We start from the raw sequence: 25,577 nt of genomic DNA, 5'->3' as shown, positions 1-25,577 counted from the left end.
GGGAGGAAAGACATGACAGACGGACCCGTGACGCCACCGCCGGGCGGTATGCCGGGAGCGCCAGCTTCCCTGCCCGACCGGGTGAAGAACATTCTGATGACCCCGAAAACCGAGTGGCCGCGGATCGATGCCGAACCCGCCACAGTGGCGAGCATCTTCACGGGATATGTGATGATCCTGGCGGCGATCGGCCCGATCGCGTCGGTGATCGGCCAGCAGGTCTTCGGAATCAGCCTGTTCGGCATGAGCTGGAAGCCGTCGATCGGCTATTCGATCGGCACCGCCGTCTTCAGCTACATCATGACGCTCGCCCTCATATACGTCTGTGCGCTGATCACCAACGCCCTGGCGCCGACCTTCGGTGGGACCCAGGACCAGGTGAAGGCCTTGAAAGTCGTCGCTTATTCGTGGACGGCTGGAATGGTAGGCGGCATTTTCGGGCTCATCCCGATGCTGGCATGGCTCGGCCTGATCGTCATGCTCTACGGATTCTACCTTCTTTATCTCGGCTTGCCCGTCTTGATGCGGGTCGGCCAGGACAAGGCCTTGGGGTACACGATCGTCATCATCGTCGTGAACATCGTGCTCTATTTCGTCATGGCCTACATCGTCGCCATGCTGGTGATGACCTTCTTCGCCGCCGCCATGCCGGTCCCGACGATACGCTATTAAGCGAACAATTCCGCCTGGACGGCGCTCGACAGGGCGCCGTCCAGCACCGCCCGCTTCGCCCAGGCGATATCGGGCGCGAGATAGCGGTCCTTCTCGTGAAACGGCACCGAGGCGCGGATCGCCGCGTGCGCCGCCTGCAACGGCGGCGAGGTCTCCAGCGGCGCGTGGAAGTCGATCCCCTGCGCCGCGGCCAGCAACTCCACCCCGATCACCCCCGCCGCATTGTCCACGATCCGCCGCGCCTTGAGCGCGCCGTGCGTCGCCATCGAGACATGGTCCTCCTGTCCCGCCGAGGTCGGGATCGTGTCGACGCTGGCCGGGAAGGCCAGGCTCTTATTCTCCGAGACCAGAGCCGCGGCGGTGACGTGGAGGATCATGAAGCCGGAATTGACTCCGCTGTCGGCGATCAGGAAGGCAGGCAGCCCGCTCATCTTGGGATCGACCAGAACCGCCGTCCGCCGCTCGGAGATCGATCCGATCTCGCAGGCGGCCATGGCTAGGATGTCGGCGGCGAAGGCGACCGGCTGGGCGTGGAAATTGCCGCCCGACAAGGCGGTCTCGCCGAACAGCAGCGGATTGTCGCTGACCGCATTGGCCTCGATCTCGAGCGTCCGCGAAGCGTTGCGGACGAGATCTAGCGCCGCGCCCATCACCTGCGGCTGGCAGCGGAAGCTGTAGGGGTCCTGCACCCGGTCGCAATCGTCGTGGCTGTGGCGGATGGCGCTGTTCTCGAGCAGCGCGCGGAGCGCTGCGGCGACGGCGATCTGCCCGGGCTGGCCGCGCGCTTCGTGGATACGCGGATCGAAGGCGGCGTCGGTGCCCTTGAAGGCGTCGGTCGACATCGCCCCAGCGACCAGGGCGGAGGCGAACAGGCGCTCGGCGGTGAACAGCGCGTCGAGCGCGATCGCGGTCGAGACCTGAGTCCCGTTAATCAGCGCCAGTCCTTCCTTCGGCCCGAGCGCGAGCGGTTTGAGACCGAGCCTGGCCAGCGCCTCGGCCGCCGGCAGAGTCTCGCCGGCAAGCGCGATGTCGCCTTCGCCGAGCATCGCGGCGCTCATGTGGGCGAGCGGGGCGAGGTCGCCGGACGCGCCGACCGATCCCTGGCTCGGGATGACCGGCAGGGCGTCCGCCGCGACGAGCTTCAAGATCCGCTCGACCACCAGGCGGCGCACGCCGCTATGGCCGCGCCCGAGGCCGATCGCCTTCAGCACCATCGCCAGCCGCACGATACGCGAATCGAGTGGATCGCCGAGGCCGCAGCTGTGCGACAGGATCAGATTGGTCTGCAGCTCGGCCAGCCGGTCGTCGGGAATGCGCGTCTGCGCGAGCAGGCCGAAGCCGGTGTTGACGCCGTAGACCGTGCGGCCTCCGGCGACGATTCGGCCGACATTCTCCGCCGCCGCGTCGATCGCCGCCCAGGCGTCGCCATGCAGCGATACCGGCGCGCCGCTCCAGACTGCGCGAAGATCGGCGAGGGTGACGACGCCGGGGGTGAGAACGATCACAGCCCCTCCCCCTTGTGGGGAGGGGATGGGGTGGGGGTGCGCTCGCATGGCGAGCGCGCGGCGCCACGCGCCGCACCCCCCGTCCAACTCCGCCTAAGCGGCAGAGCCGCTAAGGCTCCGTATCCTTCCCCCACAAGGGGGGAAGGGCTGCGGCGCTCGCTCCTCACCGTCCCACCATCGGCAGATCGAGCCCCTGTTCGCGCGCGCATTCGATTGCGTCCTCGTAGCCCGCGTCGGCGTGGCGCATCACCCCCGTGCCGGGGTCGTTCCACAGCACCCGCTCCAGCCGCCGTGCCGCTTCCGGCGTGCCGTCGGCGACGATGACCATTCCGGCGTGCTGCGAATAGCCCATGCCGACCCCGCCGCCATGGTGGAGCGAGACCCAGGTCGCGCCCGACGCGGTGTTGAGCAGCGCATTGAGCAAGGGCCAGTCGGACACCGCATCCGATCCGTCCCGCATCGCCTCGGTCTCGCGATTGGGGCTTGCGACCGAGCCGCTGTCGAGATGGTCGCGGCCGATCACCACCGGCGCCTTCAATTCGCCGCTCGCCACCATCGCATTGAAAGCGAGGCCGAGCCGGTGGCGCTGCCCCAGGCCGACCCAGCAGATCCGCGCCGGCAGCCCCTGAAAGGCGATCCGCTCGCGCGCCATGTCGAGCCAGCGGTGGAGGTGCGGATCGTCGGGGATCAGTTCCTTCACCTTGGCGTCGGTCCTGTAGATGTCCTCCGGATCGCCCGACAGCGCCGCCCAGCGGAACGGCCCCACGCCGCGGCAGAAGAGCGGGCGGACATAGGCCGGGACGAAGCCCGGGAAATCGAACGCCCGAGCGACGCCCTCGTCCTTGGCGACCTGGCGGATGTTGTTGCCGTAATCGAAGGTCGGCACGCCCATGTCCCTGTAGGCGAGCATCGCCTCGACATGCACCGCCATCGAGGCGCGCGCGGCCTTCTCGACCGCCTTGGGATCGCGCTCGCGGCCCTCGATCCACTGCTCGACCGTCCAGCCGATCGGGAGATAGCCGTTGACGGGATCGTGGGCCGAGGTCTGGTCGGTCAGCGCGTCGGGCCTGATCCCGCGCTTGACCATCTCGGGCAGGATCTCCGCCGCGTTGCCGAGCAGGCCGACCGAGATCGGCACCGGGCTCTCGCGCAGCATGTCGAGCGCCTCGTCGATGCTCGTCGCGCGCTTGTCGAGATAGCGGGTTTCGAGCCGCTTCTCGATCCGGCTCTTCTGGCATTCGATGGCGATGCAGTGCGCGCCGGCCATCACCGCCGCGAGCGGCTGAGCGCCGCCCATGCCGCCCAGGCCCGCGGTCAGGATCCAGCGGCCGCGAAGGTCGCCGTCATAATGCTGGCGGCCCATCTCGGCGAAGGTCTCGTAGGTGCCCTGAACGATGCCTTGGGTCCCGATGTAGATCCACGATCCGGCCGTCATCTGGCCGTACATCATCAGCCCCTTGCGATCCAATTCGTTGAAATGGTCCCAGTCCGCCCAGTGCGGCACGAGGTTAGAATTGGCGATCAGCACGCGCGGCGCGTCGGCGTGGGTGAGGAACACGCCGACCGGCTTGCCCGACTGGACGAGCAGGGTCTCGTTTTCCTCGAGCCGCTTCAGCGCCGCGACGATCGCGTCATAGCTCTCCCAGTCCCGCGCCGCCCGGCCGATCCCGCCATAGACGACCAGTTCTTCGGGCGCCTCGGCGACATGCGCATCGAGGTTGTTCATCAGCATCCGCATCGCCGCCTCGGTCGTCCAGCTCCTGCACGAGAGGGCGGTGCCGGTGGGGGCGGCGATGTGCCGGCTGTTGTCGCGTCTGGAATGCATGCCCCCTCCTATCCGTTCGTCCCGAGCGAAGTCGAGGGACCCCGCCGAGCGAAGCCGAGGCTCTTCATTTCTCGGCTCCGCTCGAAATGGTGTCTCGACTTCGCTCGACACGAACGGGGATGGGCCGGCGAGCGGCGAGGATGCTCATGCATCCTCCCCCGCCACGATCCTTCGCTCCGGCCCCGGCATCCCGATCCAGTAGCAAAGCTCCGCGGGCCGGCCGATGCGCCAGATGCAAAGGTCCGCGGCCTTGCCGGCGCTGATCGTGCCGGTCTCGTCCTGAAGGCCCAGCGCCTGCGCGCCGACGCGGGTCATCCCGGCCAGAGCCTCCTCGGGCGTGAGGTCGAAGAGGGTGCACGCCATCGACAGCATCAGGGTCGGCGACAGGGTCGGCGAGGTGCCCGGGTTGCAGTCGGTCGCCACCGCCATCGGCACCCCGTGCTTGCGGAAGAGATCGACCGGCGGCTTCCTCGTCTCCCTCAGTGCATAGAAGGCCCCGGGCAGCAGCACGGCCACCGTTCCGGCCTGCGCCATCGCCTTCACCCCGTCCTCGTCGAGATATTCGACATGGTCGGCCGAAAGCGCGCCATATTCGGCGGCGAGCGCGGCGCCGTGGAGGTTGGAGAGCTGCTCGGCATGGAGCTTGACGGCAAGGCCGTGGGCCTTCGCCGCTTCGAACAGGCTGGCGACCTCATCGGGGGTGAAGCCGATCGTCTCGCAATAGGCATCGACCGCGCTCGCCAGGCCCTGCGCCGCCGCGGCGGGCAGGATAGACTGGATCGCCAGCTGCACGAACTCCGCGCGCCGGTCGGCAAGCTCGGGCGGCAAGGCGTGGAGCGCGAGCAACGTCCGCTCTACGCGCACCGTCTCGCTCTCGCCGAGGGCCTTGGCGGCCTTCAGCATCTTGAGCTCGGTCTCGATGTCGAGGCCGTAGCCCGACTTGATCTCGACCGTGGTCACGCCCCCCGCCATCAGCGCCCTGAGGCGCGGCCGCGAAGCTTCGACCAGTTCCTCCAGACTTGCCGCGCGGGTCGCCTTCACCGTCGAGGCGATGCCGCCGCCGGCGCGGGCGATCTCCTCGTAGGTCGCGCCCTCCAGCCTTTGCTCGAACTCGCCCGCCCGGTCGCCGCCGAACACCAGGTGCGTGTGGCAATCGACCAGGCCCGGCGTGATCCACGCGCCTTTCAGGGTCTCGACGCGCTTCGCCTGATAGCCGGCGAGCTCGGTGCGCCGGCCGACGCGGACGATCCGCCCGTCGGCCATTCCGATCGCGCCGTTCTCGATCGCCCCGAACGGCCCCGCGACCGCCGGGTCCATCGTCGCGATGTTGCAGTCGACCAGTAGCCTGTCCCACATGGCTCGCCTTCTATGCGAGGGCGCGTATATGAGCAAAGGATGAGCTGGAAATCCGTCGCCGACCTTCTGACCGACGATCCGGGCGCGCCGATCGCCCTGCTAGGCGCGCCAATGGAGAAGGGGTCGGTCACGCCGGGCCGCTGCGATCTCGCGCCGGAAATCGTGCGGCGGACGCTGAGGCGGTTCAGCACCTACGATCTGGAGACCGGTGACGAGCTCGACCTCGCCGTCCGCGACCTGGGCGAGGTGCCCGTCCGCGGCGTCTCGCCCTCGGATGGATTCGATCCGATCCGCAACGCCGTGCTCGGCGCGACCGCGTCGCACGCGCTCACCATCCTGCTCGGCGGCAACAATGCGGTGACCCGCCCGGCCGTCCGCGGCCTCGGCCTGCCGCTGAGCCAGGTCGGCCTGATCACCCTCGACGCCCATTTCGACATGCGCGACACCGATCGCGGGCCGATGAACGGCAATCCGGTGCGCTGCCTGCTCGAGGATGGGCTGCCCGGGCGCAACCTCGTCCAGATCGGCCTCGCCCCCTTCGCCAATACCAAGAAGATGCACGACGACGCGCTCGCCGCGGAGGCAAGCACCTTCACAATCCACCAATGCATCGAGGACGGGCTGATGCTCCTCGACTCCGTCTGGGAGCGGCTCGCCCATGTCGAGGCCATCGCCGTCGATTTCGACATCGACGTGATCGACCGCGCCCAGCTTCCCGGCGCTCCCGGCGCCCGCCCGGGCGGAATGCCGGTTCGGATGTTCTTCGACTTCGCGAGGCGCCTCGCCGCCGAACCCCGGGTGCGCCTGGTCGACCTCACCGAGTTCGACCCGAGCCTCGACCTTTCGGACATCAGCGCCTTGACCGCGGGCCGCTGGGTCTGCGAGATCCTCGCCGGCTTCAAGGCGCGCGCCCGATGAACGAGACCGAGCCCGCCCTTGTCGAGGCGTTCAAGCAGGCGATGCGCCGGGTCGCCGCGACGGTGAACGTCATCTCGATCTGCGTCGATGGCAAGCCGCTGGGAATCACCGCCACCGCGGTCTCGGTCGTTTCGATGGACCCGCCGAGCCTTCTCGTCTGCGTCAACCAGGCGGCCTCGGTCCACCCCAAGATCGAGAACGTGGTTCACTTCAACGTCAACGTCCTGCACCGCGACCAGGCCGAGGTGGCGACGATCTTCGCCGACCGGCGGCTGGAGGCTCAGCGCTTCGTGCGCGGCTGGGACAATGATTGCGTGACTCCGCCGCGGCTCAGGAACGCCCAGGCCTCGATCCTCTGCCGGCGGATCGACCATCACCGCTTCGGCACCCATTCGATCTTCATCGGCGTGGTCGAGGAGGTGGTGATGCGCGAGGAAGTCGCACCACTCGTCTATCTCGACGGCAAGTTCGGCGGTTGCGCGGACTAGGACATGATCGGCTTATGTTGAGCCGCTCATCCTGAGGAGGGACCGAGCTTGTCGAGGGCCCGTCTCGAAGGACCGTCCTTCGAGACGCCGCTTCGACTTCGCTCAGCGGCTCCTCAGGATGAGCGGAGCGAGGCCGTCAAACGCTCATGCTCTAGCGGGCGAACAGGTTTTCGGGGTCGGCCATCGCCTTGATCTCCAGCGCGTTGCCGCTGGGATCCTTGAAGAACATCGTCGCCTGTTCTCCCGGCTGACCGCGGAAGCGCACCGTCGGCGCCATGGCGAAATCGACGCCCGCCGCTTCGAGCCGCTCCGCCAGCGCCTCCCATTCGGCCATCCCAAGCACAGCGCCGAAATGCGGCACCGGCACGTCGTGGCCGTCGACCGCATTGCTTGCCCGCTCGCCGACCGTCCCCGGCACGAGATGGGCGACGATTTGGTGGCCGAAGAAGTTGAAGTCGATCCATTCGTCCGAGCTGCGCCCCTCCGGGCAGCCGAGCAGGCCGCCGTAGAAGGCGCGGGCGGCGGCGAGGTCGTGGACGGGGAAGGCGAGGTGGAAGGGCGGCATACGGCGCTTCTAGCGCGCTTCCTGGCGCGAGGGGAGGCACGTCGGGCGTTTTGCCGCTTGCCGAGCCGCGCGGAACGTGATTCCGTGGGCGCGATGCAAGCCAGGTCCCTGTTCGCGGCGATCGCACTCACCGCCCTCCTCGCCGCCTGCGCGACTCCGACCACCGCGCCGCCGGCCGAACCGGTGGCACCCACCTACAGCGCGCTCGGGCTGGAAGGCGTGATGGGCGCCAACGCGCGCGCCCTGATCGCCGAGTTCGGCCCCGCCGACCTCGACGCCCGCGAAGGGCCGGCGCGCAAGCTCCAGTTCCTCGGGCCCGTCTGCGTGCTCGACGCCTATCTCTATCCGCCCCGCGCTGGAGCGGAGCCGGTCGTGACCCATGTCGACGCCCGGCTGCCCGACGGGCGCGATATGGACCGCGCGTCCTGCGTCGCCGCGCTCAACCGCCGGCCGCAGGCGCGGTGAGGCTGAATCCTCCCCTCGATGTCGAGGGGAGGGGGACCGCTCGAAGAGCGGTGGAGGGGCCTTCTTTGCTCAAAAAGCCCCTCCACCATGCTGCGCATGGTCCCCCTCCCCTGCAAATGCAGGGGAGGATTGTCCCAGACGGCCCAGCGCCCAGCGCGCCGCTTCGGCCACCACTTCGTCCTCGTCCTTGACGAGCCGCTCCAGGATCGGCGCCAGCTCGGGGAGCCCGCTATTCCCCGCGGCGATCGCCGCGTTGCGCACCATCCGGTTCCGCCCGATCCGCTTGATCGGAGAGCCCGCGAAGACCCGGCGGAAGCCGGAATCGTCGAGCTGGAGAAGGTCGGCGAGCGCGGGGGCGGCGAGTTCGGCGCGGGGCAGGAAGGCCCGGTTCGCCCGGGCGGCGTCGGCGAAGCGGTTCCAGGGGCAGACGGCCAGGCAATCGTCGCAGCCGTAGATCCGGTTGCCCATCGCGGCCCGGAATTCCTCCGGGATCGGCCCCTTATGCTCGATCGTCAGGTAGGAGATGCAGCGCCGCGCATCGAGCTGGAAGGGCGCCGGAAAGGCGTTGGTCGGACAGGCATCGAGGCACGCCCGGCACGAGCCGCAGCGCGGCGCGTGGGGCGCGTCCGGCGGCAGGTCCTCGCCCAGCTCCAGGGTGGTGTAGATCGCGCCGAGAAACAGCCAGCTGCCGTCGGCGCGGCTGACCAGGTTGGTGTGCTTGCCCTGCCAGCCCAGCCCCGCCGCTTCGGCGAGCGGCTTTTCCATTACCGGCGCGGTGTCGACGAAGACCTTTAGGTCACAGCCGGATTGATCGACCAGCCAGCGCGCCAGCGCCTTCAGCGCCTTCTTGATCAGGTCATGATAGTCCGAGCCCTGGGCGTAGACGGAGATCCGCCCCCGGTCCGCAGCGGCGGCGAGCGCCAGCGGATCGCCCTGCGGCGCATAGCTCATGCCAAGCGCGATCACGCTCTTCGCTTCGGGCCACAAGCCGGCCGGCGAGCCGCGCCGCTCCGCGCTCTCCTCCATCCAGATCATGTCGCCGTGGGCGCCCGATTCAAGCCAGGCGCGCAGCCGCTCGGCGGTCAGCGGCGCGGAGTCGGCGCGGGCCACGCCGAACGCGCAAAAGCCCAGCGCGCGCGCCTTCTCCTCGAATTCGGAGCGAAGCTTTGTCTTGCCTGTCAACATCTTCTACCGTTACGAACCAGTTCTCTTCGGGGACATGAAGTCAAGTGCAAGCAGGTCCAGCGATCGAGGCCAAAGGCCTCGTCAAATCCTTCGACGGCAAGGCGGCGGTGAGCGGGATCGACCTCGCCGTCCCCCAGGGCGCCATCTACGGTATATTGGGGCCGAACGGCGCCGGGAAAACCACCACGCTTCGAATGCTGCTCGGGATCATCGAGCCCGACGCCGGCCGGCGGACCCTGCTGGGGCATGAGCGGCCGCTCGAGGCGGCGGCGATCGTCGGCTATTTGCCCGAGGAGCGAGGCCTCTATCCGGCGATGGCCACGCGCGAGGCGATCGCCTTCATGGGCGCTCTGCGCGGCCTGCCGCTCGAGGTCGGGCGCAAGCGGGCCGCCATCCTGCTCGAGCAGAACGGGCTCGGCGACTATGTCGACAAGCCGATCAAGAGCCTTTCCAAGGGGATGGCGCAGACGATCCAGCTGTTCGGAACGATCGTCCACAAGCCGAAGCTGGTCGTGCTCGACGAGCCTTTCTCCGGCCTCGACGCGATCAACCAGGGCCGGCTCGAAAGCCTGATCCGCGACGAGGCGGCGGCGGGCACGACGGTGATCTTCTCGACCCACGTCATCCACCATGCCGAGCGCCTGTGCGAGCGGATCGCGATCATCGCCGGCGGCAAGATCCGCTTCGAGGGGCTGGTTTCGGAAGCCCGCGACCGGCTCCGCCCGCAGGTCCGGCTCAAGACCCGCAATGCCGACGGCCCGTGGCGCCAGGCGCTGCCGCGCGACGCGCGCGAGAGCGGCGGCCACTGGCAGTTCGAGCTCCCCAAGGGCGGCGTCGAGCCCTTGCTCAGATCCCTGCTCGACGGCGGGGCCGGAATCGAGGAGCTTTCGATCGAGCGCAGCGGCCTCCACGACGCTTTCGTCGCGATCGCCGGCGAAAGCGCGGCGCGGGAGATGGAGCAAAGCGCCCAGGCAGATTTCGGAGAGGCGGCATGATGAGCCCGTTCGAGGCCGCCTGGGTTATCGCCAGGCGCGATTTCGTCGCCACCGTCTATTCGCGAAGCTTCATTCTGTTTCTGCTCGCGCCGGTCATCATGTTCGGCCTCTCCTTTTTCGTCGCCGGAGCTTCGGAACAGGCCGAGCGCGGCGCCAATCAGCCCGTCGTCGCGCTCGTCACCGACAGCGCAACGGCCGACGCGCTCAATGCGGCGCGATCGAGGCTCGCGGCCCAGACCTCCGAAATGTCGTTTCCAAAGCTCCGGACGGTGGGGCCGGCGCAGAATGTCCGGGTCCAGGCGCGCGCATTGCTCGCCGATCAGGAGGAATCCTATTCGGCCGTCCTCAGTGGAACGCTCGATGCGCCCGTGCTTACGGGGCCGGCGAGGATCGACGATTTCGCGGGGCGGCGGCTCCAGCTGGTCGTCGACGAGGCGCGGCGAAGCGCGGCGCTCGACGCGGCGGGCGCGCGGGCGTCGGCAGCGCCGGTCGCCCGGGAAGTGACCGCCAATGCGGCCGGCAACCTCCAGATGCTTCGCCGCCTGCTCGCCAGGATCGGGCAGACCTTGATCTTCATGGCGACGATCCTGCTCGCAACCCTGTCGCTCTCGACATTGGTCGAAGAAAAATCGAACAAGATCATCGAGGTGCTGGCCGCCGCCCTTCCGCTCGACTCGATCTTTCTCGGCAAGTTGCTGGCCATGCTGGGCGCTTCCATGGTCGGGATCGGCGTGTGGGCGGGCATGGCCGGACTGGGCTACACCTATTTCGGGCTGGCGACGAACTGGGCGGAGATGCCGGACGTGTCGCCGGCAATTGGCTGGCCGCTGTGGATCGTGCTGATCCTGCTTTATTATGCGATGAACTTCATGGTGCTCGGAGCGCTCCTGCTCGGCATCGGCGCTCAGGCGAGCACGATGCGCGAGATCCAGACCATCTCGATGCCGGTGGTGCTTCTGCAGCTCATGATGTTCATGCTGGCGGTGAACGTCGTCAGCAGCGAGGGCGGAGCGCTTGCCTGGGCCGCCTATCTCGTTCCGTTCAGCTCGCCGCTGGCGATGGTCGCTTTCGGCGCCCAGTCGGCCAGCCTCTGGCCCCATCTGCTCGCTTTGGCGTGGCAGGCTTTGTGGGTCGTGCTGATCATCCGGGTGTCGTCGCGCTTGTTCCGCCGGACCGTGCTGAAGTCCTCCTCGGGCGGCTCCTTCTTCGCCTTCCTGAAGCGCAAGGCAGCCCGCTAGGCCGCGGCGTCGGCGTCAGCCGCTGAACGCCTCGCGCGCTGCGTCGCCGAGCGCCTTCATCATCCGGCGCAGCGGATAGGGCCCGTAGCTGATCCGCGCGACGCCCGCGGCCGCCGCCTCGGCATTGGGCGGCGCGCCGGGGAAGGCGATGAAATTGACCGGCAGCGGCGAGGCCCTGCAGAAGCGCTCGAGCAAGGCGAGATCGGCGAGCAGGGGCACGAAGACGCCGCTCGCGCCCGCATCGGCGAAGGCTCGGGCGCGCTCCAGCCCCTAATCGACGAGGGCCTCGTCATGCTTGTCGAGTCCGGCCTTTAAAAACAGGTCGGTGCGCGCGTTGATGAAAAAATCCGGCCCGACCGCTGAACGGATCGCGCGGATCCGCGCCGCCTGCAGCGCGATCGGATGAAGGCCTTCGCCCCCGACCACCTGATCCTCGAAATTGCAGCCGACCGCGCCGGTCTCCGCAAGCCGCGCAACATTGGCCGCCGCCGCTTCGGGCTCGACCGCATAGGCGCCCTCGAAATCGACCGTCACCGGAAGCTCCACGGCGCGCACCACGCGCTCCGCATTGGCGAGGACGAGCGCGATCGGCATCTGCTGGCCGTCGGGAAAGCCGTTCGCGTCGGCAACCGGATGGCTGCCGGTGGCGATCGCCTTGGCGCCCGCCTCCGCCACCACCTTCGCGCTGCCCGCGTCCCAGATGTTGTAGAGAATCACCGGATCGCCGGGCACGTGTAGCGCGGCGAAGGCGCGGGCCTTGTCGGAAGCGGTCATGGCGCGGAGTGTAGCACCCCGCGCCGCGATACCGAAGCTATTGCCCCTGCAGCCGCCGCGAAGAGACGACCCGGTTGGCCGTGTCGGTCACGACCTCGAGCAAATTGCCGCTGCGGTCGGTCACCCGCCGAACCGTCTGGCCGGCCGTGTTGACCGTCTGGGAGACCTCGGTCAGGCCCGCCCGGGCGAGGTCGAGCACCTGGCCGTTCTGGAGCAGCCCGCCGGCCACGCCGCCGACCGTCCTCACCGTATTGTTGGCGACTCCTCCGACGGTGTTGACCGTATTGTCGACGCTGGACAGCAGCTGGGTCACGAGCTGCGGGTTGTTGTCGAGCGTCTGCAGCGTCCGCTCGATGATCGCCCGGACATTGTCGAGCCGGACGATCAACGTCGCCTGCGCCCTGACTCCGCGAATGTCGATCTTCACATTGTCGATATGGGCGCTGGCGCCCGCTGTCAGGTGGAGGATGTTGGCCAGCCGCGCGTCGAGCGAGAGGTTGGCGTCGAGATTGTTGACCTCGATCGTGAGCTGCTCGACCGAAAGGTTCGGCACGTCCAGCAGCACGTCGGGCTGGTCCCCGGAGGCCATGGCCTGCTGGGCGAGCGGCGAAGGCTGGGACGGCGCCTGCGCATCGCGATTGCGCTGCTGCGCTGCGGCTGGCGTGGCGACGATCAAGGCGGCTGCGGCCGCGGCGAGCGCGGCTGAGGTCTTCGGACGGCGCATGTGACACTCCCTGTTTTTACGGGGGGTGTAACGTCATTGCGGAGCGGGGGTTTCCGGCTCCGGGGGATTTTGCGCGGGGTCGGCTATCCGCGCCTCGGCATGGACCTCCACGTCCACGTTGCGCAGCCGGTTCCGCCCCTGCGTGTCGGGCTTCACGGTGCGGACGTCGCTGCCGGGCCCGCCGGTCACCTGGAGGGTGGCCTCTCCCCGCCGCTCGATCCGCACCTCCCGGGCATGAACCCGCGCGTCGAGCTGGATGTCCGGCGCCTGGGCCGCCGCCTGGATGAGCAACAGGAAAAGCATCGCGCCTCCTAGTGGACGAACCGCGCCACCACGTCGCGATAGGAACGGCTGACCTTCACTTGCGATCCCGATCCGAGCACGAGGAAGCATTCGCCGTTGGTGTGCGGCTTGACCTGCTTCACCTGGTCGAGATTGACGATAGTCGAGCGGTGGACGCGCTGGAAGCGGCGCGGATCGAGGCGCTTTTCCAGGTCCTTCATCGTCTCGCGCAGGATCAAGGTGTTGTCGCCGGTGTAGATGCACATGTAATCGCCGGCGGCGTCGATCTTCTCGATGCTGTCGACGTCGACCCGGAAGATCTGGCCGCGATCCTTGATGTTGATCATCTTCTCGTAGCGGTTCGAGCTGTGCGCGTCCTCGACTCCGTCGACATTCTCCGCCGCCTCGGGGGCGACCTCGGCCAGCACCTCCTTGAGCGCCGCCACCTCCTCGACCCCGCGCTTCTCGGCGAGCCGGACGCGGACCCGCTCGAGCGTGTCGGCGAGGCGGGATTCATCGACCGGCTTCATCAGATAGTCGACCGCGTCGGCCTCGAAGGCGCGAAGCGCATGGTCCGAATAAGCGGTGACGAAGACGAACAAGGGCGGCTCGACCTCCATCAGCCCCTGGATCACCGAGAAGCCGTCGAAGCCCGGCATCTGGATGTCGAGGAAGACGAGATCCGGCTTGTGGGTCTTGATGCTCCTGATCGCCTCGCGCCCGTTCGAGCAGGTGTCGACGATGTCGACGTCGTCGAACTTCTCGAGACGAAGCTGAAGGCCCTGGATGGCCAGCGGCTCGTCGTCGACCAGGATGGTGCGGATGGTCATTTCGGCTCCTCGGCTTCGATTTGATACGGGATTTCGATGAAAACGCGGAAGCCCCCTGTGATGTCCGACTGTGTCTCGAAGCGGTGGTTGTCGCCATAGGCCTGCGCCAGACGGTCGCGAATGTTCGCCAGGCCGACTCCGGTCGATTGCGCGGCGCGCACCTGATATTGGGCGTCGGCGCCCGGCCCGGTGTCGGAAACGTTGATCAGCACGCGGCCGGCGTCGCGGCGCACCTCGACCGAAATGTCCGCGCCCTCCTCCTGCGGGGTCACCGCATATTTGATCGCATTCTCGATCAGGGGCTGGAGCAGAAGCGAGGGAAGGTGCGCGCGCATCGCCGATTTGTCGACGTCGAAATGGGTCCGCAGCCGCTCCTCGAAGCGCATCTTCTCGATCTCGAGATAGAGCTTCAGGGTCTCGATCTCCTGAGTCACCGTGACCATGCCGGTGGATTCGTTGACCAGCGTATAGCGCAGAAACGAGGACAGGCGTGAGAGCATCGCGTTGGCGCGGTCGGTCTGCTTCAGAAGCACCAGGGTCGAGATCGAGTTCAGCGTGTTGAACAGGAAATGCGGGTTGAGCTGGTAGCGAAGCATCGCCAGCTGGGCGTTGGAGGCCTGGCTTTCGAGCCGGAGCAGCCGGTCCGTCTGCTCCTCGAGCAGAAGGAAGAAGTTGATGCTGTAATAGAGCGCCGACCAGGCGATCAGCAGCGAGACGGTGAACAGGATCGCGCCGAGCAGGCGCAGGCCCTCGGGGCGGACCTCGGAGTTGACGAAGGTGGCGATGCTCCATGTTTCGATCGCCGAGAAGCCGGCGGCGGCCACTCCGACGAGCATGATCGATCCGACCCAGGTGTAGACCGGCTTCATCTTGATCAGCCGGCGGAAGGCCGAGGCCATGAGGAGGGTGATCGAATAGCCGGTGGCGGTCAGCAGCGCCGTGTGGAGGACGTAGCTCCACACCCTGTCGCCCGGCACGTTGGAGAGAAGGGACAGGATCCGGAGCAAGAAATAGCCCGCCCAGCCGGCCGATTGCAGGATCCAGAAGGCCCGGTCCTTGTCCTCGAAAAAGGGTTGCTCGCGCAGGCCGAAGGGCTTCCAGCCTCGCCGCTTCGGCGCCTGCGGCAGCGGAACATTCTCCGCGATCGGGACTGCGCTGTTGCTCGCCATGTTTACCGAAGGGCTCTCTAGCGGGGGAGGGCGGCGGGGGCCAGTGCTCGTCCGGCTCCCCTCTCAAGCTCTCGCTCGACGGGGCTTTTTCGGCGGGGCGTCTTCATGTGAAGATCCATCTTCGTTGGCGGGAATGGCCTGCAATCCAAAGCCTAGCGCAGCGGACACGCGCAGGATCGTGTCGAGCGTGGGGTTGCCGTTCGTGGAGAGCGCCTCGTACAGGGCCTGGCGGTTCAGTCCCGTCTTCTCCGCCAGCTCGGTCATGCCGCGGGCTCGCGCGACGGCGCCCAGCGCCATCGCGATGTATCCGGCATGGCCCGATTGGAAGGCGTCATTGAGCAAATCCGCCTGGTCCTCGAGGGTTTCGATATATTTTGCAGCGTCAAAGGGCGTCAGCTTGAGTGCCATGCCTGTCCTTCCTGTCGCATTGTGCCGCCATTAGACCTGGGCGGCCATTTCTTTTGCCTTCTTCAGGTCCCGGCTTTGTGAACCCTTGTCTCCGCCGCAGAGCAGGACGATTACGAAGAGGCCCTTCTTGGTGAAGTAAAGGCGGTAGCCGGGGCCCTGATGGATCCGTATCTCGCTCACCTTTCCGCCCAGCGGCCTTATGTCGCCGAGCAAACCGCCCTCGATCTGCAACAGTCGATTTCTAATCGCCGCCCGAGCCTTTCGGTCGCGCAAATCGTCCAGCCAGCGTTCGAACGTCTCAGTTTGCAGGACCGAGAACATTTGTCGGATATAACCGACAAGCCGTGAATGCGCAATGAGGTGGATTTCTTCCCTACCTTGACTCCGTTGGAAAACGTTGGAACATAAAGCGAACATATGAGTCCGAGTCGCATGAACGCTTCGTCCGCCCGTGACGCGCGTCTCGCCGCCCTGCGCGCCGAGATAGGCGCGATCGAACGCCCCGGCTTCGCCCGGGCCGAGCGGCCGTGCCTGACCTTCGGCATCGGCGAGGTCGATCGGCGGCTGGCCGGCGGCGGGCTGGCGGCGGGGCTTCACGAGGCGGCCGCGGCCGCGCCTTCGCTGGGGGACGAAGCGGCCGCGACTTTGTTTCTCGCTGCGATTGCCGCGCGCTTCTCGCGGCGGGACGCCGGCGCGGGCCAAATACTCTGGGCGCTGGCGCGGCGGGACCTGTTCGCGCCCGGCCTCGCCGCAGCCGGCCTGACGCCCGATCGCGTGCTCTACGCCGAATGCCGCAATGACGAGGAAGTGCTGGCGGTGATGGAGGAGGGACTTCGCCACGGCTCGCTCGCCGCGGTGATCGGCGAAACGGGCCGCGTCGAAATGGCCGCGCTCCGCCGCCTCCAGCTCGCCGCCGAGGAGGGCGGAACCGCGGCCCTGCTGCTGCGGCGCTGGCGCAAGGCCGCCGCCGATCCGCTCGCCCTTCCTTCGCCGGCGACGACCCGCTGGCGGATCGCCTGCGCGCCCTCCGCGCCCCTGCCGTTCGCGGCGGAGATCGGCGGCGGCATCGGCCGCGCCCGCTGGCAAGTCGCCCTGGTCCGCCAGCGTGGCGGCCCGCCCCACCAATGGCTTCTGGAGGCCCCCGATGCCGAGGCTCGCCTCGCTCTGGCTGCCCGATCTGGCGATCGACCGGATCAGGCGGGCGGAGCGCCGCACCCCCTCGTCGCCGACGTCCGCCCCCAGGCTGCCTGACGCCAACCGCGTTCTGCCGGCGCGCGGCGGCCATTGGCGCCCCGGCGCGCGCTGGGCTCGCGAGGCGCAGCCGCAGGGCTTCGTGCCGCGCGAGGCGGAAGGCGCGCTGGTCACCGCGCACAGGCAGGGCAATCAGAACGTGCTCGCGGCGCTCTGCCCGCGGGCGCGCGCGCTGGGGCTCGAGGCCGGCATGCCGCTCGCCAAGGCGCGGATCCTCGTCTCCGGCCTCGACGTGCGCGGCGCCGATCATGAAGGCGACTTGGCCTGGCTGCACCGCCTCGGCCTGTTCGCCGCCCGCCGCTGGACTCCGCGCGTCGCCGTCTCGGACCCGGACGGCCTGTGGCTGGACCTGAGCGGAGTCGCCCACCTGTTCGGCGGCGAGCAGGCGATGTGCGCGCGAATCCTCGCCTTCTGCCGCCGCCTGGGCTTCACCGCCCGCATCGCCGTCGCCGGAACGGCCGGCGCCGCCCACGCTTTGGCGCGCTTCGGCCCGGACCGGATCATGCTCTGCCCAGGCGGCCGGGAAGGCGACGCTTTGGCCGCCATGCCGCTCGCCACCTTGCGCCTCGACGAGAAAGCGCTCGGCGCCGCCCGCCGCCTCGGCCTCGAGCGGATCGGCGAGCTCGTCGCCATGCCCCGAGCGCCGCTCCAGCGCCGCTTCGGAAGCGGCCTGCTCCTGCGCCTCGATCAGGCGCTCGGCCGGGCGGGCGAGCCGTTCGACCCGATCGTCCCGCAAGAGCCGCCGGGCGTCCTGCTCCGCTTCCAGGAACCGATCGCCGGCGCCGAGGCGATCGCCGAAGCCACCGCCGAAGCCGTCCGCCGTCTCGTGCCAATGCTCGCCGAATCCGGCCTCGGCGCCCGCAGCCTCGTCCTCGCTTGCCAGTTGGTCGATAATAGCAAGCAATATCAGGTCATTAGCCTCTCTCGAGCAACCCGAGACGACGATCACCTGCGGCGGCTTCTTCACGCGAAGATCGAAAAGATCGATCCCGGCTTCGGCATCGAGCGCCTCCTCCTGACCGCCGCGCGCGTCGAGCCGCTTAGCGCCGAGCCGATCGCGGGCGAGATGACCGGGGAGAAGCCCGTCCCCGATCTCGCCGCTTTGGTCGACCGCCTCGCCGTCCGCCTTGGCGAGCGCCGCCTGTTCCGCCTCACGGCTCGAGAAAGCGACCTTCCGGAGCGCAGCGTCACCCGCTCGCACGTGCTCGGCGAGACCGCGAACTGGCCCGATTGGCCGCGCCCAATCCGCCTCCTGTCCCCGCCGGAGCCGGTCGAGCAGGTGCTTTCGACCGTCCCCGACGGCCCGCCGCGCCGCTTCCGCTGGCGCGGCCGAGTCCATCAGGTTGCCGCCGCCGACGGCCCCGAACGAGTCTATGGCGAATGGTGGCGGAGCAAGGCTGAGCACGCCGCCGTCCGCGACTATTTCCAGGTCGAGGACGAAGCGGGGGCCCGCTTCTGGTTGTTCCGCCAGGGCGACGGCGAGGATCCCGTGACCGGCGACTCAAGCTGGCACCTGCACGGGCTGTTCGCATGACCTATGTCGAGCTCCAGGCCGCGACCCATTTCAGCTTCCTGCGCGGGGTCTCCAGCGCCGAAGAGCTGTTCGCGGCGGCGGCGATGCTCGGCTATCCGGCGCTCGGCGTCGCCGACCGCAACAGTGTCGGTGGGCTGGTCAAGGCGCTGAAGGCCGGGCGCGAGACCGGCGTCCGCCTCGTCGCCGGCTGCCGGCTCGACCTGATGGATGGGTCCGCGCTTTTGGTCTGGCCCGAGGATCGCGCCGGCTGGTCGCGCCTCACCCGTTTGCTCACCACCGGCAAGAGCCGGATCGACCGCAAGAAGGACGAGAAGGGCCAATGTTTTCTCCACTGGGAGGACGTCGCCGCCTGGAGCCAGGGCTTGGTCGCGGCGCTCGTCCCCGACGAGGCCGATCAAGTGACCGAAATCGCGCTCGCCCAGATGGCGGACATCTTCGGCGCGAGCGGCCATCTCGCGCTGACCCACCGCCGCCGCCCCGGCGAGGCGAAGCGGCTCCACGACCTCGACGGGCTTGCCCGCCGCCATGGCCTGCGCAGCCTCGCCACCGGCGACGTACTCTACGACAGCCCCGGCAGGCGCATGCTCCACGACGTCGTCACCGCGATTCGCGCGCATTGTACGATCGATGAACTGGGTTTCCGCCGCGAGCGCTTCGCCGATCGCCATCTCAAGGCGCCCTGGGAGATGGAGCGCCGCTTCCGCGCCTTTCCAGACGCGGTCCAGGCCACCGCGGACATCGCAGAACGCTGCACCTTCTCGCTTCGCGAGCTCAGCTACCAATACCCCGCCGAGGTGGTGATGTCGGGCCGGACGCCGCAACAGGCGCTCGAGCGGCTGACCCGCGACGCGCTTCGCTCCAAATTCCCCGAGGGCGCTCCCAAAGCCTATGCCGATTTGCTCGATCACGAGCTCAGGCTGGTCGGCAAGCTCGGCTACGCGCCTTATTTCCTCACCGTCAATTCGGTCGTCCAGTTCGCCCGCAGTCAGGAGATTCTCTGCCAGGGGCGCGGCTCTGCGGCCAATTCCATGATCTGCTACCTGCTCGGGATCACCTCGATCGACCCGGTCAGGCATACGCTCCTGTTCGAACGTTTCATCTCCGAGAACCGGAACGAGCCGCCCGATATCGACGTCGATTTCGAGCATGAGCGGCGCGAGGAAGTGATCCAGTGGATCTATGAGAATTATGGGCATGAGCACGCGGCCATTACCGCGGTTGTCAGCCGCTACCGCACGCGCGGCGCGGTGCGCGAGGTCGGCAAGGCGCTCGGCCTTTCGGAGGACGTCACCGCAAGCCTCTCGGGCCAGGTTTGGGGCTGGTCGAACGACGGGGTGGCCGAGCAGCATGTCGAGGATCTGGGGCTCGACAAGGACGATCCGCGTCTGGCGCTGACCCTGGAGCTTACCCGCCAGCTGATCGGTACGCCGCGTCACCTCAGCCAGCATCCGGGCGGCTTCGTCCTCACCCACGACCGGCTCGACGATCTCGTCCCGATCGAGCCCGCGGCGATGGAGGACCGCCGCGTGATCCAGTGGGAAAAGGACGACCTCGAGGAACTCCGGATCATGAAGCTCGACGTGCTCGGTCTCGGCATGCTCGGCTGCATGCGCCGCGCGTTCGACCTGCTGCGGGCGCACAAATCGGTCGACATGAATCTCTGGTCTGACGCGCTGCAACGGGACGATCCCGAAGTCTATGCAATGATCCAGAAGGCCGACACGCTCGGCACGTTCCAGATCGAAAGCCGGGCGCAGATGTCGATGTTGCCGCGGCTCAAGCCGAAAGAATTCTACGACATCGTCATCCAGGTCGCGATCGTCCGGCCCGGCCCGATCCAGGGCGACATGGTCCATCCCTATCTTCGGCGGCGCGAGGGGAAGGAGAAGCCCGAATATCCCAAGCCCGAGCTCAAGGCGGTGCTGAAAAAGACGCTCGGCGTGCCGCTGTTCCAGGAGCAGGCGATGAACGTGGCCATCGTCGGCGCCGGCTTCACCGCAGCCGAGGCCGACGCGTTGCGCCGCTCGATGGCCACGTTCAAGTCGACCGGGGGGGTCAGCAGGTTTCGCGCGCCGATGATCGATGGCATGATCGCCAACGGCTACACGCACGACTTCGCCGAGCGGACGTTCAAGCAGATCGAAGGCTTCGGCAGCTACGGCTTTCCCGAAAGCCACGCAGCGAGCTTCGCCAAGATCGCCTACGCTTCGTCCTGGATGAAATGCCGCCATCCCGACGTCTTCTGCGCGGCGATCCTCAACGCCCAGCCGATGGGCTTCTATGCCCCCGCCCAGCTCGTCCGCGACGCGCGCGAACACGGGGTGGAGGTGCGGCCGGTTTGTGTGAATGCCAGCCGCTGGGATTGCACTTTGGAGGATAAAGCCCCTCCCCTTGATGGGGAGGGGTTGGGGTGGGGTGGAGTCTCCGGAAAGACACTGCCCTGCATCGACGCCACCCCCACCCAATCCTCCCCCATCAAGGGGGAGGGCTTAAGGGATTTATTGCCCCTCCGCCTCGGCCTGCGCATGGTGAAAGGCCTTTCCAACGCGCACGGCGCCAGGATCGCCGCGGCGGCTCAGGACCGTCCCTTCGCCTCGATCGAGGACGTGATGGCGCGCACCGGCGTGCCGGCTGCGGCGCTGGAGAAGCTGACCGATGCCGACGCCTTCCGATGCTTCGGGCTCGACCGGCGGCAGGCCCTGTGGCGGGTGCGGGGCCTCGGCGGCGCGCCGCTGCCATTGTTCGCCGCGGCCGAGGCACGGGCCAACGAGCCGGCGGTGTCGCTCGCGCCGATGAGCGACGGGCGCGAGGTGGTCGAGGATTATCGCGCGCTCCAGCTGTCGCTGCGAAGCCATCCGCTCGCCTTCCTTCGCCCCGAGCTGGAGCGGCATGGCGTGACTCCCGCCGGACAGCTGGGCCGCCTCCGGGACGGAGCAAGGGTCCATGTCGCCGGCATCGTCCTCGTCCGCCAGCGGCCGGGCAAGGGGAATGTCACCTTCCTGACGCTGGAGGACGAGACCGGGATCGCCAACGCGATCCTGTGGCAGCGCGTCTTCGATGCCCACCGCCGCACGGTTCTCGCCTCGGCGATGGTCGGCGTGCACGGCATTTTGCAGCGGGAAGGGCAGGTCGTCCACATCGTCGCCGAAAGGCTCGACGACCTGACGCCCCTGCTGCACCGAGTGGGCGCGATGGACTTCCCGCACCGGCCCGGGCCGGCCGACGCCGCGCGGGGCGGCGGCCGCGATCACCGCGATCCGCCGCCGCGCCCCGCCTTGCCGCCTTCGCCCGATGGCGGGCTGCGCATCAAATCGCGCAATTTCCATTGAGGCGCGGCATTGCGGGCATAAGGCGCGGACCCTAAACCGGGCGGTCCCAGCGGAGTCTCGTTCATGCGTATCCTCATTCTCGCCGCCGCGATCGCCGCCCCGGCGGCAGCCCAGCAACAGCCCAGGCTCGGCCAGCGCACCACCTCGCCCGAGGCGATGGTCGCGCAGATGAACCCGGCGTCGCCCGAAGACGAAACGCTGGCGCTGATCGCCGCCGCCGAAGCGCACCCGCTCGGCTCGGCCCAAAATCCCATCCGGGTCGCCGGCCCCCAGGGCGAGCGCGCCTATCTCGCGCGGCTTCGCTGCCCAGGCGGGGCCGCGCCGCGCATTGGCCCGCGCGGCGAGGGCGGCGTCGGCGCCTATGGCTCGGTCGTTTCGGCCTACGAGCTTTCCTGCGGCAACGCCGTGAGCCGACTGCTTTTCGACATCTATCAGGAAGAGCATGTCGAAACCCGCGCGCCCGCGGGCTTCAGCTACGTTCCCTAGGGACGCCCGAATGCTGCGGGCGGCGCTGCGCTGGCTGGGCAGGGGGCTGCTCTTCGCGCTCGTCGCCCTCTGCTTCGCCCCGGCGCTGGTTCCGCCCTTCCTCGACCGCATCTATTATCGCGGCCCGGCCAGCGGCCATTTCGACGGGCGGCACTTCTTCAATCCCGACCGTCCAATCGCCGGCCGCCTCGATCCGCAGCGCTTCCTGAACCGCTGGGCGAGCGGCGACCGCTCACCCTGGCCCGACCATATTCCGGTCACGCCCACCGTCCTGCCGCGCCGAGTCTACGGGCGCGAGATGCTGGTGACGTGGATCGGCCATTCGACCGTCCTCATCCAGACAGCCGGCATCAACATCCTCACCGATCCGATCTGGTCGGACCGCGTCTCGCCTTTCTCCTTCATCGGACCCGTGCGCGTCCGCGCGCCGGGCGTGCGCTTCGAGGATTTGCCGAAGATCGACCTCGTCGTGGTCAGCCACAACCATTACGACCATATGGACCTGCCGACGCTGAAGCGCCTGTGGGACCGCGGCCGGCCGGCGATCGTCACCAGCCTCGGCAACGACACCATCCTGCGGGACGCCGGGATCGACTCGGTCGCGCGCGACTGGGGCGGCGCGGTCGCGATCCGCCCCGGAGTCGAGGTCGTCGTCGAACGCAACCACCACTGGGGCTCGCGCTGGGGCTCGGACCGCAACCGGGCGCTCTGGTCGGCCTTCACCATCCGAACGCCGTCGGGGGCTATCTTCTTCGCCGGCGATACCGGCTGGGGAACGGGCGCCTGGGCGCGCGAGGCGGCGGGGCGCGGCCCCTACCGGCTCGCCATCCTCCCGATCGGCGCGTACCGCCCGCGCGAGATGATGCGGGAGAGCCACATCGATCCGCAGGAGGCCTTCCGCGTGTTCGAGATGCTGGATCCCGTCCGCGCGCTCGGCGTGCATTGGGGCACGTTCCAGCTGAGCTTCGAAGGGCCGAACGACCCGCCGCGCGAAATCGCGGCGCTGAATCGCGCCCGTGGCGCCGATCCGGCCCGCTTCGTTACGACGGAGCCGGGCCGGAGCTTTCGGGTGCCGGAACGATGAGCTTCAGCGCCCCCGGCCGGATTCGGTAGCGCAGCGGCAGCTCCATCCGCACGGTCTCGCCGTCGACGGCGATGGTCAGGGTCTCGCGGCTGGAGGAGACCTCCGCCTCCTTCACATAAGCGGTGACGAAGTCGCGCTGCTGGTCGAGCTTGCCGAATATGCCGCGGATTCCGGCCCAGAAGAGGTGGATGCGGCCGCGGGCTCGGATCGCGTAGAGGCACAGCTCGCCGTCGTCGAGAGTCTCGCGCTGGCCCAGAGCGAACAGGTTCACCTGGTAGCGGTTGTTGCCGACGAACAGCAAAGGCGTTCGCACCGGCGCTTCCAGCCCCTCGGCGCTGACCCACAGCCGAAGCCGGCGGAAGGAACGCAGCGTATCGAGACTGGCGGAGAGCATCGCCATCCGCTTCGACCTTCCGAGCCGCCCTTGCTCCACCTCGCGCAGCCGCACCATGTCCGGGTAGAGGCCGACCGAGCTGTTGTTGACGAAGATGCGCCCGTTCACCTCGGCGAGGTCGATCGCCTGCATGTGCCCGGCCGCGATCACCGCGGCCGCCTCGCCCAGGCCCGCGGGGATCCCGGCATCGCGCGCGAGATGGTTGAGCGTGCCCAAAGGCAGGATGCCGAGCGGGCGTCCGCTGTCGGCGAGATGGCCGGCGGCGCAGCTCAGGGTGCCGTCGCCCCCGCCGGCGACCAAAGCATCGAGCCCCGGAGCGCGCGCGCCCTCGCTCAGCGCGTCGAAAATATCGTCGGGATCCGTCATCCGGACGTCGGCATCGACGCCGGCCTTCTCGAACGCGGCGTTGATCTTCGCTTCGGCGTCCTCGCCGCCGGCCTTCAGGGTGCCGCCGTGCCGGTTGACGATCACCCTTATTTTCATCGAGACGACCCTTGCCGGTTAAGCGGGGCCAATCCGGAAGGCGCAGAACTTGTTCCCCTCGGGATCGCGGAAATAGGCGCCGTAAAAGGCCTGATCGCCTTCCTCCCCGCGAAGGCCGGGCGGTCCCTCGTCGCTTCCGCCGAGCGCGATCGCCGTGGCGTAGAAGGCGTCGACCTTGTCGCGGCTGTCGAGGACGAGCGCGGTCATGTTGCCGTTCCCGGGGCTTGCCGGCTCGCCATTATAGGGCTTGGTGACGGCCACCGCCGGACGGCCCCAGGCGGTGCCGTACATGGTGAAATTGTCGCCGAACTCCATCAGCCGGCCCGCGCCGATCGACCCGAACAGAGCGTCGTAATAAACGCGGGACTTGTCGAGGTCGTTGCTGCCCAGCGTCACGTAGCCGATCATTGCGCGTTGGTCCCTTCGGGCGCTGCGGCGCCGGCCGGACAGTCGCCGGTCCTTCGGCCCGTCACGCGCGCGTCGATCACCGAATCCCCCTCGGTGGTCAGATTGGTGCGAACGTTGCGGCTGAATTCGACGCTGTCGCCCTGGAAGGTGCCGTCGGCGGACATCATGATGTCGCCGGCGAGCCCGTCGCGGTGGCAGGTCAGGGTCACGTTCACCCGGCCGTTGCGGGCGTAATAATTGCCGTAGGTGCAGCGAAAGCCCTCGCCGGCGAAGAAGGCGCTCGGCACTTGGTGGCCCTCCGCGACGCAGACGCTGTTCGTCGCCCGAGTGCCGGCCGGCGTGTTGAGCCGGGGCGCTTCCGTATCGACCTTGGCCAGGCTGGTGACCTCGGAGCTCAGCTCCCACTGTCCGGCCGGAAGCTGGGCGGCGGCAGGCTCCGCCTTGTTTTCGGCCGGCGTCTCGCCGCACGACGCGGCGAGGATGATCGGAATCACTGCCAGTACACGCATCCCCCGTCTCCCCCGTTATTTGAAATCTATCCTAGCGGGCGGCGGGACGGATTTGAAGCGGGGACTCTCAGCCGGCGCTATTCCCCGAAGGAGTGGGCGCGGACGTGCAATCGCCCGTGCGCCGCCCGCTGAGATTGCCGGTCAGACGAACCGTCTGCGGCCCGGGCGTGTTCGGCGGCGCGTGGATCTCCTGGTTGATCCGCGCCTGCATGGTCGTTGCCGTATAGCTGCCGTCCATGTTCATCGTCATCGTGCCGCGCGGAGTCTGGCAGGACGCGTGGACTCGAATCGTGCCGCCTGTGAAGGTGTTCTCGCTGAACTGGCAGCCCTGGCTTCCGCCCTCCGAGTTCATCATCTTGTTGGTCGGATGCGCCGCTTCCTCGGGCGTCATGCACGCGGAGCTGGTCTGCGGCTGCCCCATCATCGCCCGCATCGGCGCGAGCTGGGCTTCGGGCGCGCCGGGAACCTCGATCGAGCTGAACTGGATGGTCGTCTCCCACTGGCCCGGCTGGAGGGAGACGGCGCTCCCCGAGCAGGCGGCGCACAGCACAAGCGTCGGAGCGACGACGGCAAGCTTGTTCATAATTCTCTCCCCTGTTCCGGTGGCCGGGGAATCGCCACCTGCGTGGAGTGTGTCCCAATCGGGCGGCCGAGGCAATCGAAGTTGCGGAGCGCGGCCCGCGCGACCATATCCGGCGAG

At 68.3% G+C, this 25,577-nt stretch carries 26 protein-coding genes and 1 pseudogene (1 of these 27 running past the window's edge); 11 read left to right on the top strand and 16 right to left on the bottom strand.

Going from position 1 to position 25,577, the window contains the following annotated elements; translation table 11 throughout:
* On the top strand, positions 1–672 hold the 3' portion of the coding sequence (locus tag E6G92_14955) for a YIP1 family protein (GenBank protein ID TMJ17603.1). 93 nt of this gene lie to the left of the window's left edge; 672 of the gene's 765 nt are visible here — the last part of the coding sequence; its start codon lies off the left edge, out of view; it ends in the stop codon at positions 670–672.
* On the opposite strand, the gene hutH is transcribed toward E6G92_14955, so the two are convergent.
* From hutH to E6G92_14940, 3 genes are all read right to left on the bottom strand, one after another.
* Positions 669–2,225: a histidine ammonia-lyase gene (hutH, locus tag E6G92_14950; protein ID TMJ17602.1), complete on the bottom strand. Its 1,557-nt coding sequence runs from the start codon at positions 2,223–2,225 to the stop codon at positions 669–671. The two genes, E6G92_14955 and hutH, sit on opposite strands and share 4 nt — an antisense overlap.
* Positions 2,226–2,340: 115 nt before the next feature.
* Complete coding sequence (gene hutU, locus E6G92_14945; GenBank protein TMJ17601.1) at positions 2,341–4,002, bottom strand: urocanate hydratase; 1,662 nt, start codon at positions 4,000–4,002, stop codon at positions 2,341–2,343.
* 144 nt (positions 4,003–4,146) lie between these two features.
* A complete protein-coding gene (locus tag E6G92_14940) occupies positions 4,147–5,358 on the bottom strand; it encodes an imidazolonepropionase (protein TMJ17600.1) in 1,212 nt (403 codons plus the stop codon).
* Between the two features lie 12 nt (positions 5,359–5,370).
* On the opposite strand from E6G92_14940, the gene E6G92_14935 reads away from it, so the two are divergent.
* Together E6G92_14935 and E6G92_14930 are read left to right on the top strand one after the other, a co-directional pair.
* Positions 5,371–6,276 carry an arginase gene (locus E6G92_14935; GenBank protein ID TMJ17599.1) on the top strand — a complete coding sequence of 302 codons (906 nt, stop codon included), beginning with the start codon at positions 5,371–5,373 and terminating at the stop codon, positions 6,274–6,276.
* Positions 6,273–6,764, top strand: coding sequence for a flavin reductase family protein (locus tag E6G92_14930; GenBank protein TMJ17598.1), 492 nt, complete (start codon positions 6,273–6,275; stop codon positions 6,762–6,764). Before E6G92_14935 ends, E6G92_14930 begins: the two co-directional genes overlap by 4 nt.
* 151 nt (positions 6,765–6,915) lie before the next feature.
* Here the strand turns inward: E6G92_14930 and E6G92_14925 are convergent, their stop codons facing one another.
* Positions 6,916–7,329, bottom strand: a complete 414-nt coding sequence (locus E6G92_14925; protein ID TMJ17597.1) for a glyoxalase — start codon at positions 7,327–7,329, stop codon at positions 6,916–6,918.
* 93 nt (positions 7,330–7,422) lie between these two features.
* Between E6G92_14925 and E6G92_14920 the strand changes: the two genes are divergently transcribed.
* Positions 7,423–7,794, top strand: coding sequence for a hypothetical protein (locus E6G92_14920; GenBank protein TMJ17596.1), 372 nt, complete (start codon positions 7,423–7,425; stop codon positions 7,792–7,794).
* A 69-nt stretch (positions 7,795–7,863) separates the two neighbouring features.
* Here E6G92_14920 and queG read toward each other — a convergent pair whose 3' ends face one another.
* The gene (gene queG / locus E6G92_14915) at positions 7,864–8,979 is read right to left on the bottom strand and encodes a tRNA epoxyqueuosine(34) reductase QueG (GenBank protein ID TMJ17595.1); all 1,116 of its coding nucleotides are present in this window, start codon (positions 8,977–8,979) and stop codon (positions 7,864–7,866) included.
* Between the two features lie 44 nt (positions 8,980–9,023).
* On the opposite strand from queG, the gene E6G92_14910 reads away from it, so the two are divergent.
* Both E6G92_14910 and E6G92_14905 read left to right on the top strand, forming a co-directional pair.
* On the top strand, positions 9,024–9,974 hold the full coding sequence (locus E6G92_14910; protein ID TMJ17594.1) for an ATP-binding cassette domain-containing protein: 951 nt from the start codon (positions 9,024–9,026) through the stop codon (positions 9,972–9,974).
* A complete protein-coding gene (locus E6G92_14905; protein ID TMJ17593.1) occupies positions 9,971–11,212 on the top strand; it encodes an ABC transporter permease in 1,242 nt (413 codons plus the stop codon). The genes E6G92_14910 and E6G92_14905 overlap by 4 nt, the downstream gene beginning before the upstream one ends.
* Positions 11,213–11,227: 15 nt before the next feature.
* Here the strand turns inward: E6G92_14905 and E6G92_14900 are convergent.
* From E6G92_14900 to E6G92_14870, 7 genes and pseudogenes are all read right to left on the bottom strand, one after another.
* Positions 11,228–11,986 (bottom strand): annotated as a pseudogene (locus tag E6G92_14900) (isocitrate lyase/phosphoenolpyruvate mutase family protein).
* 37 nt (positions 11,987–12,023) lie between these two features.
* The gene (locus tag E6G92_14895) at positions 12,024–12,710 is read right to left on the bottom strand and encodes a hypothetical protein (GenBank protein TMJ17592.1); all 687 of its coding nucleotides are present in this window, start codon (positions 12,708–12,710) and stop codon (positions 12,024–12,026) included.
* 33 nt (positions 12,711–12,743) lie between these two features.
* Entirely contained in the window at positions 12,744–13,013 is a 270-nt protein-coding gene (locus E6G92_14890; protein ID TMJ17591.1) for a hypothetical protein, read from the bottom strand.
* An 8-nt stretch (positions 13,014–13,021) separates the two neighbouring features.
* A complete protein-coding gene (locus E6G92_14885; protein ID TMJ17590.1) occupies positions 13,022–13,822 on the bottom strand; it encodes a response regulator transcription factor in 801 nt (266 codons plus the stop codon).
* Positions 13,819–14,991 carry a GHKL domain-containing protein gene (locus tag E6G92_14880; protein TMJ17589.1) on the bottom strand — a complete coding sequence of 391 codons (1,173 nt, stop codon included), beginning with the start codon at positions 14,989–14,991 and terminating at the stop codon, positions 13,819–13,821. The genes E6G92_14885 and E6G92_14880 overlap by 4 nt, the downstream gene beginning before the upstream one ends.
* Positions 14,992–15,054: 63 nt before the next feature.
* Positions 15,055–15,399: a putative addiction module antidote protein gene (locus tag E6G92_14875; GenBank protein ID TMJ17588.1), complete on the bottom strand. Its 345-nt coding sequence runs from the start codon at positions 15,397–15,399 to the stop codon at positions 15,055–15,057.
* A 30-nt stretch (positions 15,400–15,429) separates the two neighbouring features.
* Positions 15,430–15,720 (bottom strand): type II toxin-antitoxin system RelE/ParE family toxin, encoded by a 291-nt coding sequence (locus E6G92_14870; protein TMJ17587.1) that lies wholly within the window; start codon positions 15,718–15,720, stop codon positions 15,430–15,432.
* Between the two features lie 111 nt (positions 15,721–15,831).
* Here E6G92_14870 and E6G92_14865 point away from each other — a divergent pair, with 111 nt between their 5' ends.
* The 5 genes from E6G92_14865 to E6G92_14845 all read left to right on the top strand — a co-directional run bounded on the left by E6G92_14865 (position 15,832) and on the right by E6G92_14845 (position 23,083).
* The gene (locus E6G92_14865) at positions 15,832–16,650 is read left to right on the top strand and encodes a protein ImuA (protein TMJ17586.1); all 819 of its coding nucleotides are present in this window, start codon (positions 15,832–15,834) and stop codon (positions 16,648–16,650) included.
* On the top strand, positions 16,544–18,184 hold the full coding sequence (locus E6G92_14860; GenBank protein ID TMJ17585.1) for a DNA polymerase Y family protein: 1,641 nt from the start codon (positions 16,544–16,546) through the stop codon (positions 18,182–18,184). Before E6G92_14865 ends, E6G92_14860 begins: the two co-directional genes overlap by 107 nt.
* The gene (gene dnaE, locus E6G92_14855) at positions 18,181–21,513 is read left to right on the top strand and encodes a DNA polymerase III subunit alpha (protein TMJ17584.1); all 3,333 of its coding nucleotides are present in this window, start codon (positions 18,181–18,183) and stop codon (positions 21,511–21,513) included. Before E6G92_14860 ends, dnaE begins: the two co-directional genes overlap by 4 nt.
* Before the next feature lie 63 nt (positions 21,514–21,576).
* Positions 21,577–21,999, top strand: coding sequence for a hypothetical protein (locus E6G92_14850; protein TMJ17583.1), 423 nt, complete (start codon positions 21,577–21,579; stop codon positions 21,997–21,999).
* 10 nt (positions 22,000–22,009) lie between these two features.
* Positions 22,010–23,083, top strand: coding sequence for a Zn-dependent hydrolase (locus E6G92_14845; GenBank protein TMJ17582.1), 1,074 nt, complete (start codon positions 22,010–22,012; stop codon positions 23,081–23,083).
* On the opposite strand, the gene E6G92_14840 is transcribed toward E6G92_14845, so the two are convergent.
* The 4 genes from E6G92_14840 to E6G92_14825 form a co-directional block, all read right to left on the bottom strand.
* Complete coding sequence (locus E6G92_14840) at positions 23,040–23,960, bottom strand: diacylglycerol kinase family lipid kinase (GenBank protein ID TMJ17581.1); 921 nt, start codon at positions 23,958–23,960, stop codon at positions 23,040–23,042. The genes E6G92_14845 and E6G92_14840 overlap by 44 nt on opposite strands.
* Before the next feature lie 18 nt (positions 23,961–23,978).
* Positions 23,979–24,368, bottom strand: coding sequence for a VOC family protein (locus E6G92_14835; GenBank protein TMJ17580.1), 390 nt, complete (start codon positions 24,366–24,368; stop codon positions 23,979–23,981).
* Positions 24,365–24,877 carry a DUF3617 family protein gene (locus E6G92_14830; protein TMJ17579.1) on the bottom strand — a complete coding sequence of 171 codons (513 nt, stop codon included), beginning with the start codon at positions 24,875–24,877 and terminating at the stop codon, positions 24,365–24,367. The genes E6G92_14835 and E6G92_14830 overlap by 4 nt, the downstream gene beginning before the upstream one ends.
* A gap of 67 nt (positions 24,878–24,944) precedes the next feature.
* Positions 24,945–25,460 carry a DUF3617 domain-containing protein gene (locus E6G92_14825; GenBank protein TMJ17578.1) on the bottom strand — a complete coding sequence of 172 codons (516 nt, stop codon included), beginning with the start codon at positions 25,458–25,460 and terminating at the stop codon, positions 24,945–24,947.
* Positions 25,461–25,577 lie beyond the last annotated feature (117 nt).

Source organism: Alphaproteobacteria bacterium, assembly GCA_005883305.1.
Taxonomy (GTDB): domain Bacteria; phylum Pseudomonadota; class Alphaproteobacteria; order Sphingomonadales; family Sphingomonadaceae; genus Allosphingosinicella.
The sequence above is the reverse complement of the archived record's forward strand: the minus strand, read 5'-3'. Positions and strand labels throughout refer to the sequence as shown.

What these genes read in the sequence shown, in the direction of transcription:
- E6G92_14850 (TMJ17583.1), top strand. Translation starts at nt 21,577, where the DNA reads ATGCGTATCCTCATTCTCGCCGCCGCGATCGCCGCCCCGGCGGCAGCC.
- hutH (TMJ17602.1), bottom strand. Translation starts at nt 2,225, where the DNA reads ATGCGAGCGCACCCCCACCCCATCCCCTCCCCACAAGGGGGAGGGGCT.
- E6G92_14940 (TMJ17600.1), bottom strand. Translation starts at nt 5,358, where the DNA reads ATGTGGGACAGGCTACTGGTCGACTGCAACATCGCGACGATGGACCCG.
- E6G92_14925 (TMJ17597.1), bottom strand. Translation starts at nt 7,329, where the DNA reads ATGCCGCCCTTCCACCTCGCCTTCCCCGTCCACGACCTCGCCGCCGCC.
- E6G92_14895 (TMJ17592.1), bottom strand. Translation starts at nt 12,710, where the DNA reads ATGCGCCGTCCGAAGACCTCAGCCGCGCTCGCCGCGGCCGCAGCCGCC.
- E6G92_14825 (TMJ17578.1), bottom strand. Translation starts at nt 25,460, where the DNA reads ATGAACAAGCTTGCCGTCGTCGCTCCGACGCTTGTGCTGTGCGCCGCC.
- E6G92_14845 (TMJ17582.1), top strand. Translation starts at nt 22,010, where the DNA reads ATGCTGCGGGCGGCGCTGCGCTGGCTGGGCAGGGGGCTGCTCTTCGCG.
- E6G92_14865 (TMJ17586.1), top strand. Translation starts at nt 15,832, where the DNA reads ATGAACGCTTCGTCCGCCCGTGACGCGCGTCTCGCCGCCCTGCGCGCC.
- E6G92_14835 (TMJ17580.1), bottom strand. Translation starts at nt 24,368, where the DNA reads ATGATCGGCTACGTGACGCTGGGCAGCAACGACCTCGACAAGTCCCGC.
- E6G92_14905 (TMJ17593.1), top strand. Translation starts at nt 9,971, where the DNA reads ATGATGAGCCCGTTCGAGGCCGCCTGGGTTATCGCCAGGCGCGATTTC.
- E6G92_14935 (TMJ17599.1), top strand. Translation starts at nt 5,371, where the DNA reads ATGCGAGGGCGCGTATATGAGCAAAGGATGAGCTGGAAATCCGTCGCC.
- hutU (TMJ17601.1), bottom strand. Translation starts at nt 4,002, where the DNA reads ATGCATTCCAGACGCGACAACAGCCGGCACATCGCCGCCCCCACCGGC.
- E6G92_14885 (TMJ17590.1), bottom strand. Translation starts at nt 13,822, where the DNA reads ATGACCATCCGCACCATCCTGGTCGACGACGAGCCGCTGGCCATCCAG.
- E6G92_14870 (TMJ17587.1), bottom strand. Translation starts at nt 15,720, where the DNA reads ATGTTCTCGGTCCTGCAAACTGAGACGTTCGAACGCTGGCTGGACGAT.
- E6G92_14840 (TMJ17581.1), bottom strand. Translation starts at nt 23,960, where the DNA reads ATGAAAATAAGGGTGATCGTCAACCGGCACGGCGGCACCCTGAAGGCC.
- E6G92_14830 (TMJ17579.1), bottom strand. Translation starts at nt 24,877, where the DNA reads ATGCGTGTACTGGCAGTGATTCCGATCATCCTCGCCGCGTCGTGCGGC.
- E6G92_14890 (TMJ17591.1), bottom strand. Translation starts at nt 13,013, where the DNA reads ATGCTTTTCCTGTTGCTCATCCAGGCGGCGGCCCAGGCGCCGGACATC.
- E6G92_14875 (TMJ17588.1), bottom strand. Translation starts at nt 15,399, where the DNA reads ATGGCACTCAAGCTGACGCCCTTTGACGCTGCAAAATATATCGAAACC.
- E6G92_14860 (TMJ17585.1), top strand. Translation starts at nt 16,544, where the DNA reads ATGCCGAGGCTCGCCTCGCTCTGGCTGCCCGATCTGGCGATCGACCGG.
- E6G92_14930 (TMJ17598.1), top strand. Translation starts at nt 6,273, where the DNA reads ATGAACGAGACCGAGCCCGCCCTTGTCGAGGCGTTCAAGCAGGCGATG.
- E6G92_14920 (TMJ17596.1), top strand. Translation starts at nt 7,423, where the DNA reads ATGCAAGCCAGGTCCCTGTTCGCGGCGATCGCACTCACCGCCCTCCTC.
- queG (TMJ17595.1), bottom strand. Translation starts at nt 8,979, where the DNA reads ATGTTGACAGGCAAGACAAAGCTTCGCTCCGAATTCGAGGAGAAGGCG.
- E6G92_14880 (TMJ17589.1), bottom strand. Translation starts at nt 14,991, where the DNA reads ATGGCGAGCAACAGCGCAGTCCCGATCGCGGAGAATGTTCCGCTGCCG.
- dnaE (TMJ17584.1), top strand. Translation starts at nt 18,181, where the DNA reads ATGACCTATGTCGAGCTCCAGGCCGCGACCCATTTCAGCTTCCTGCGC.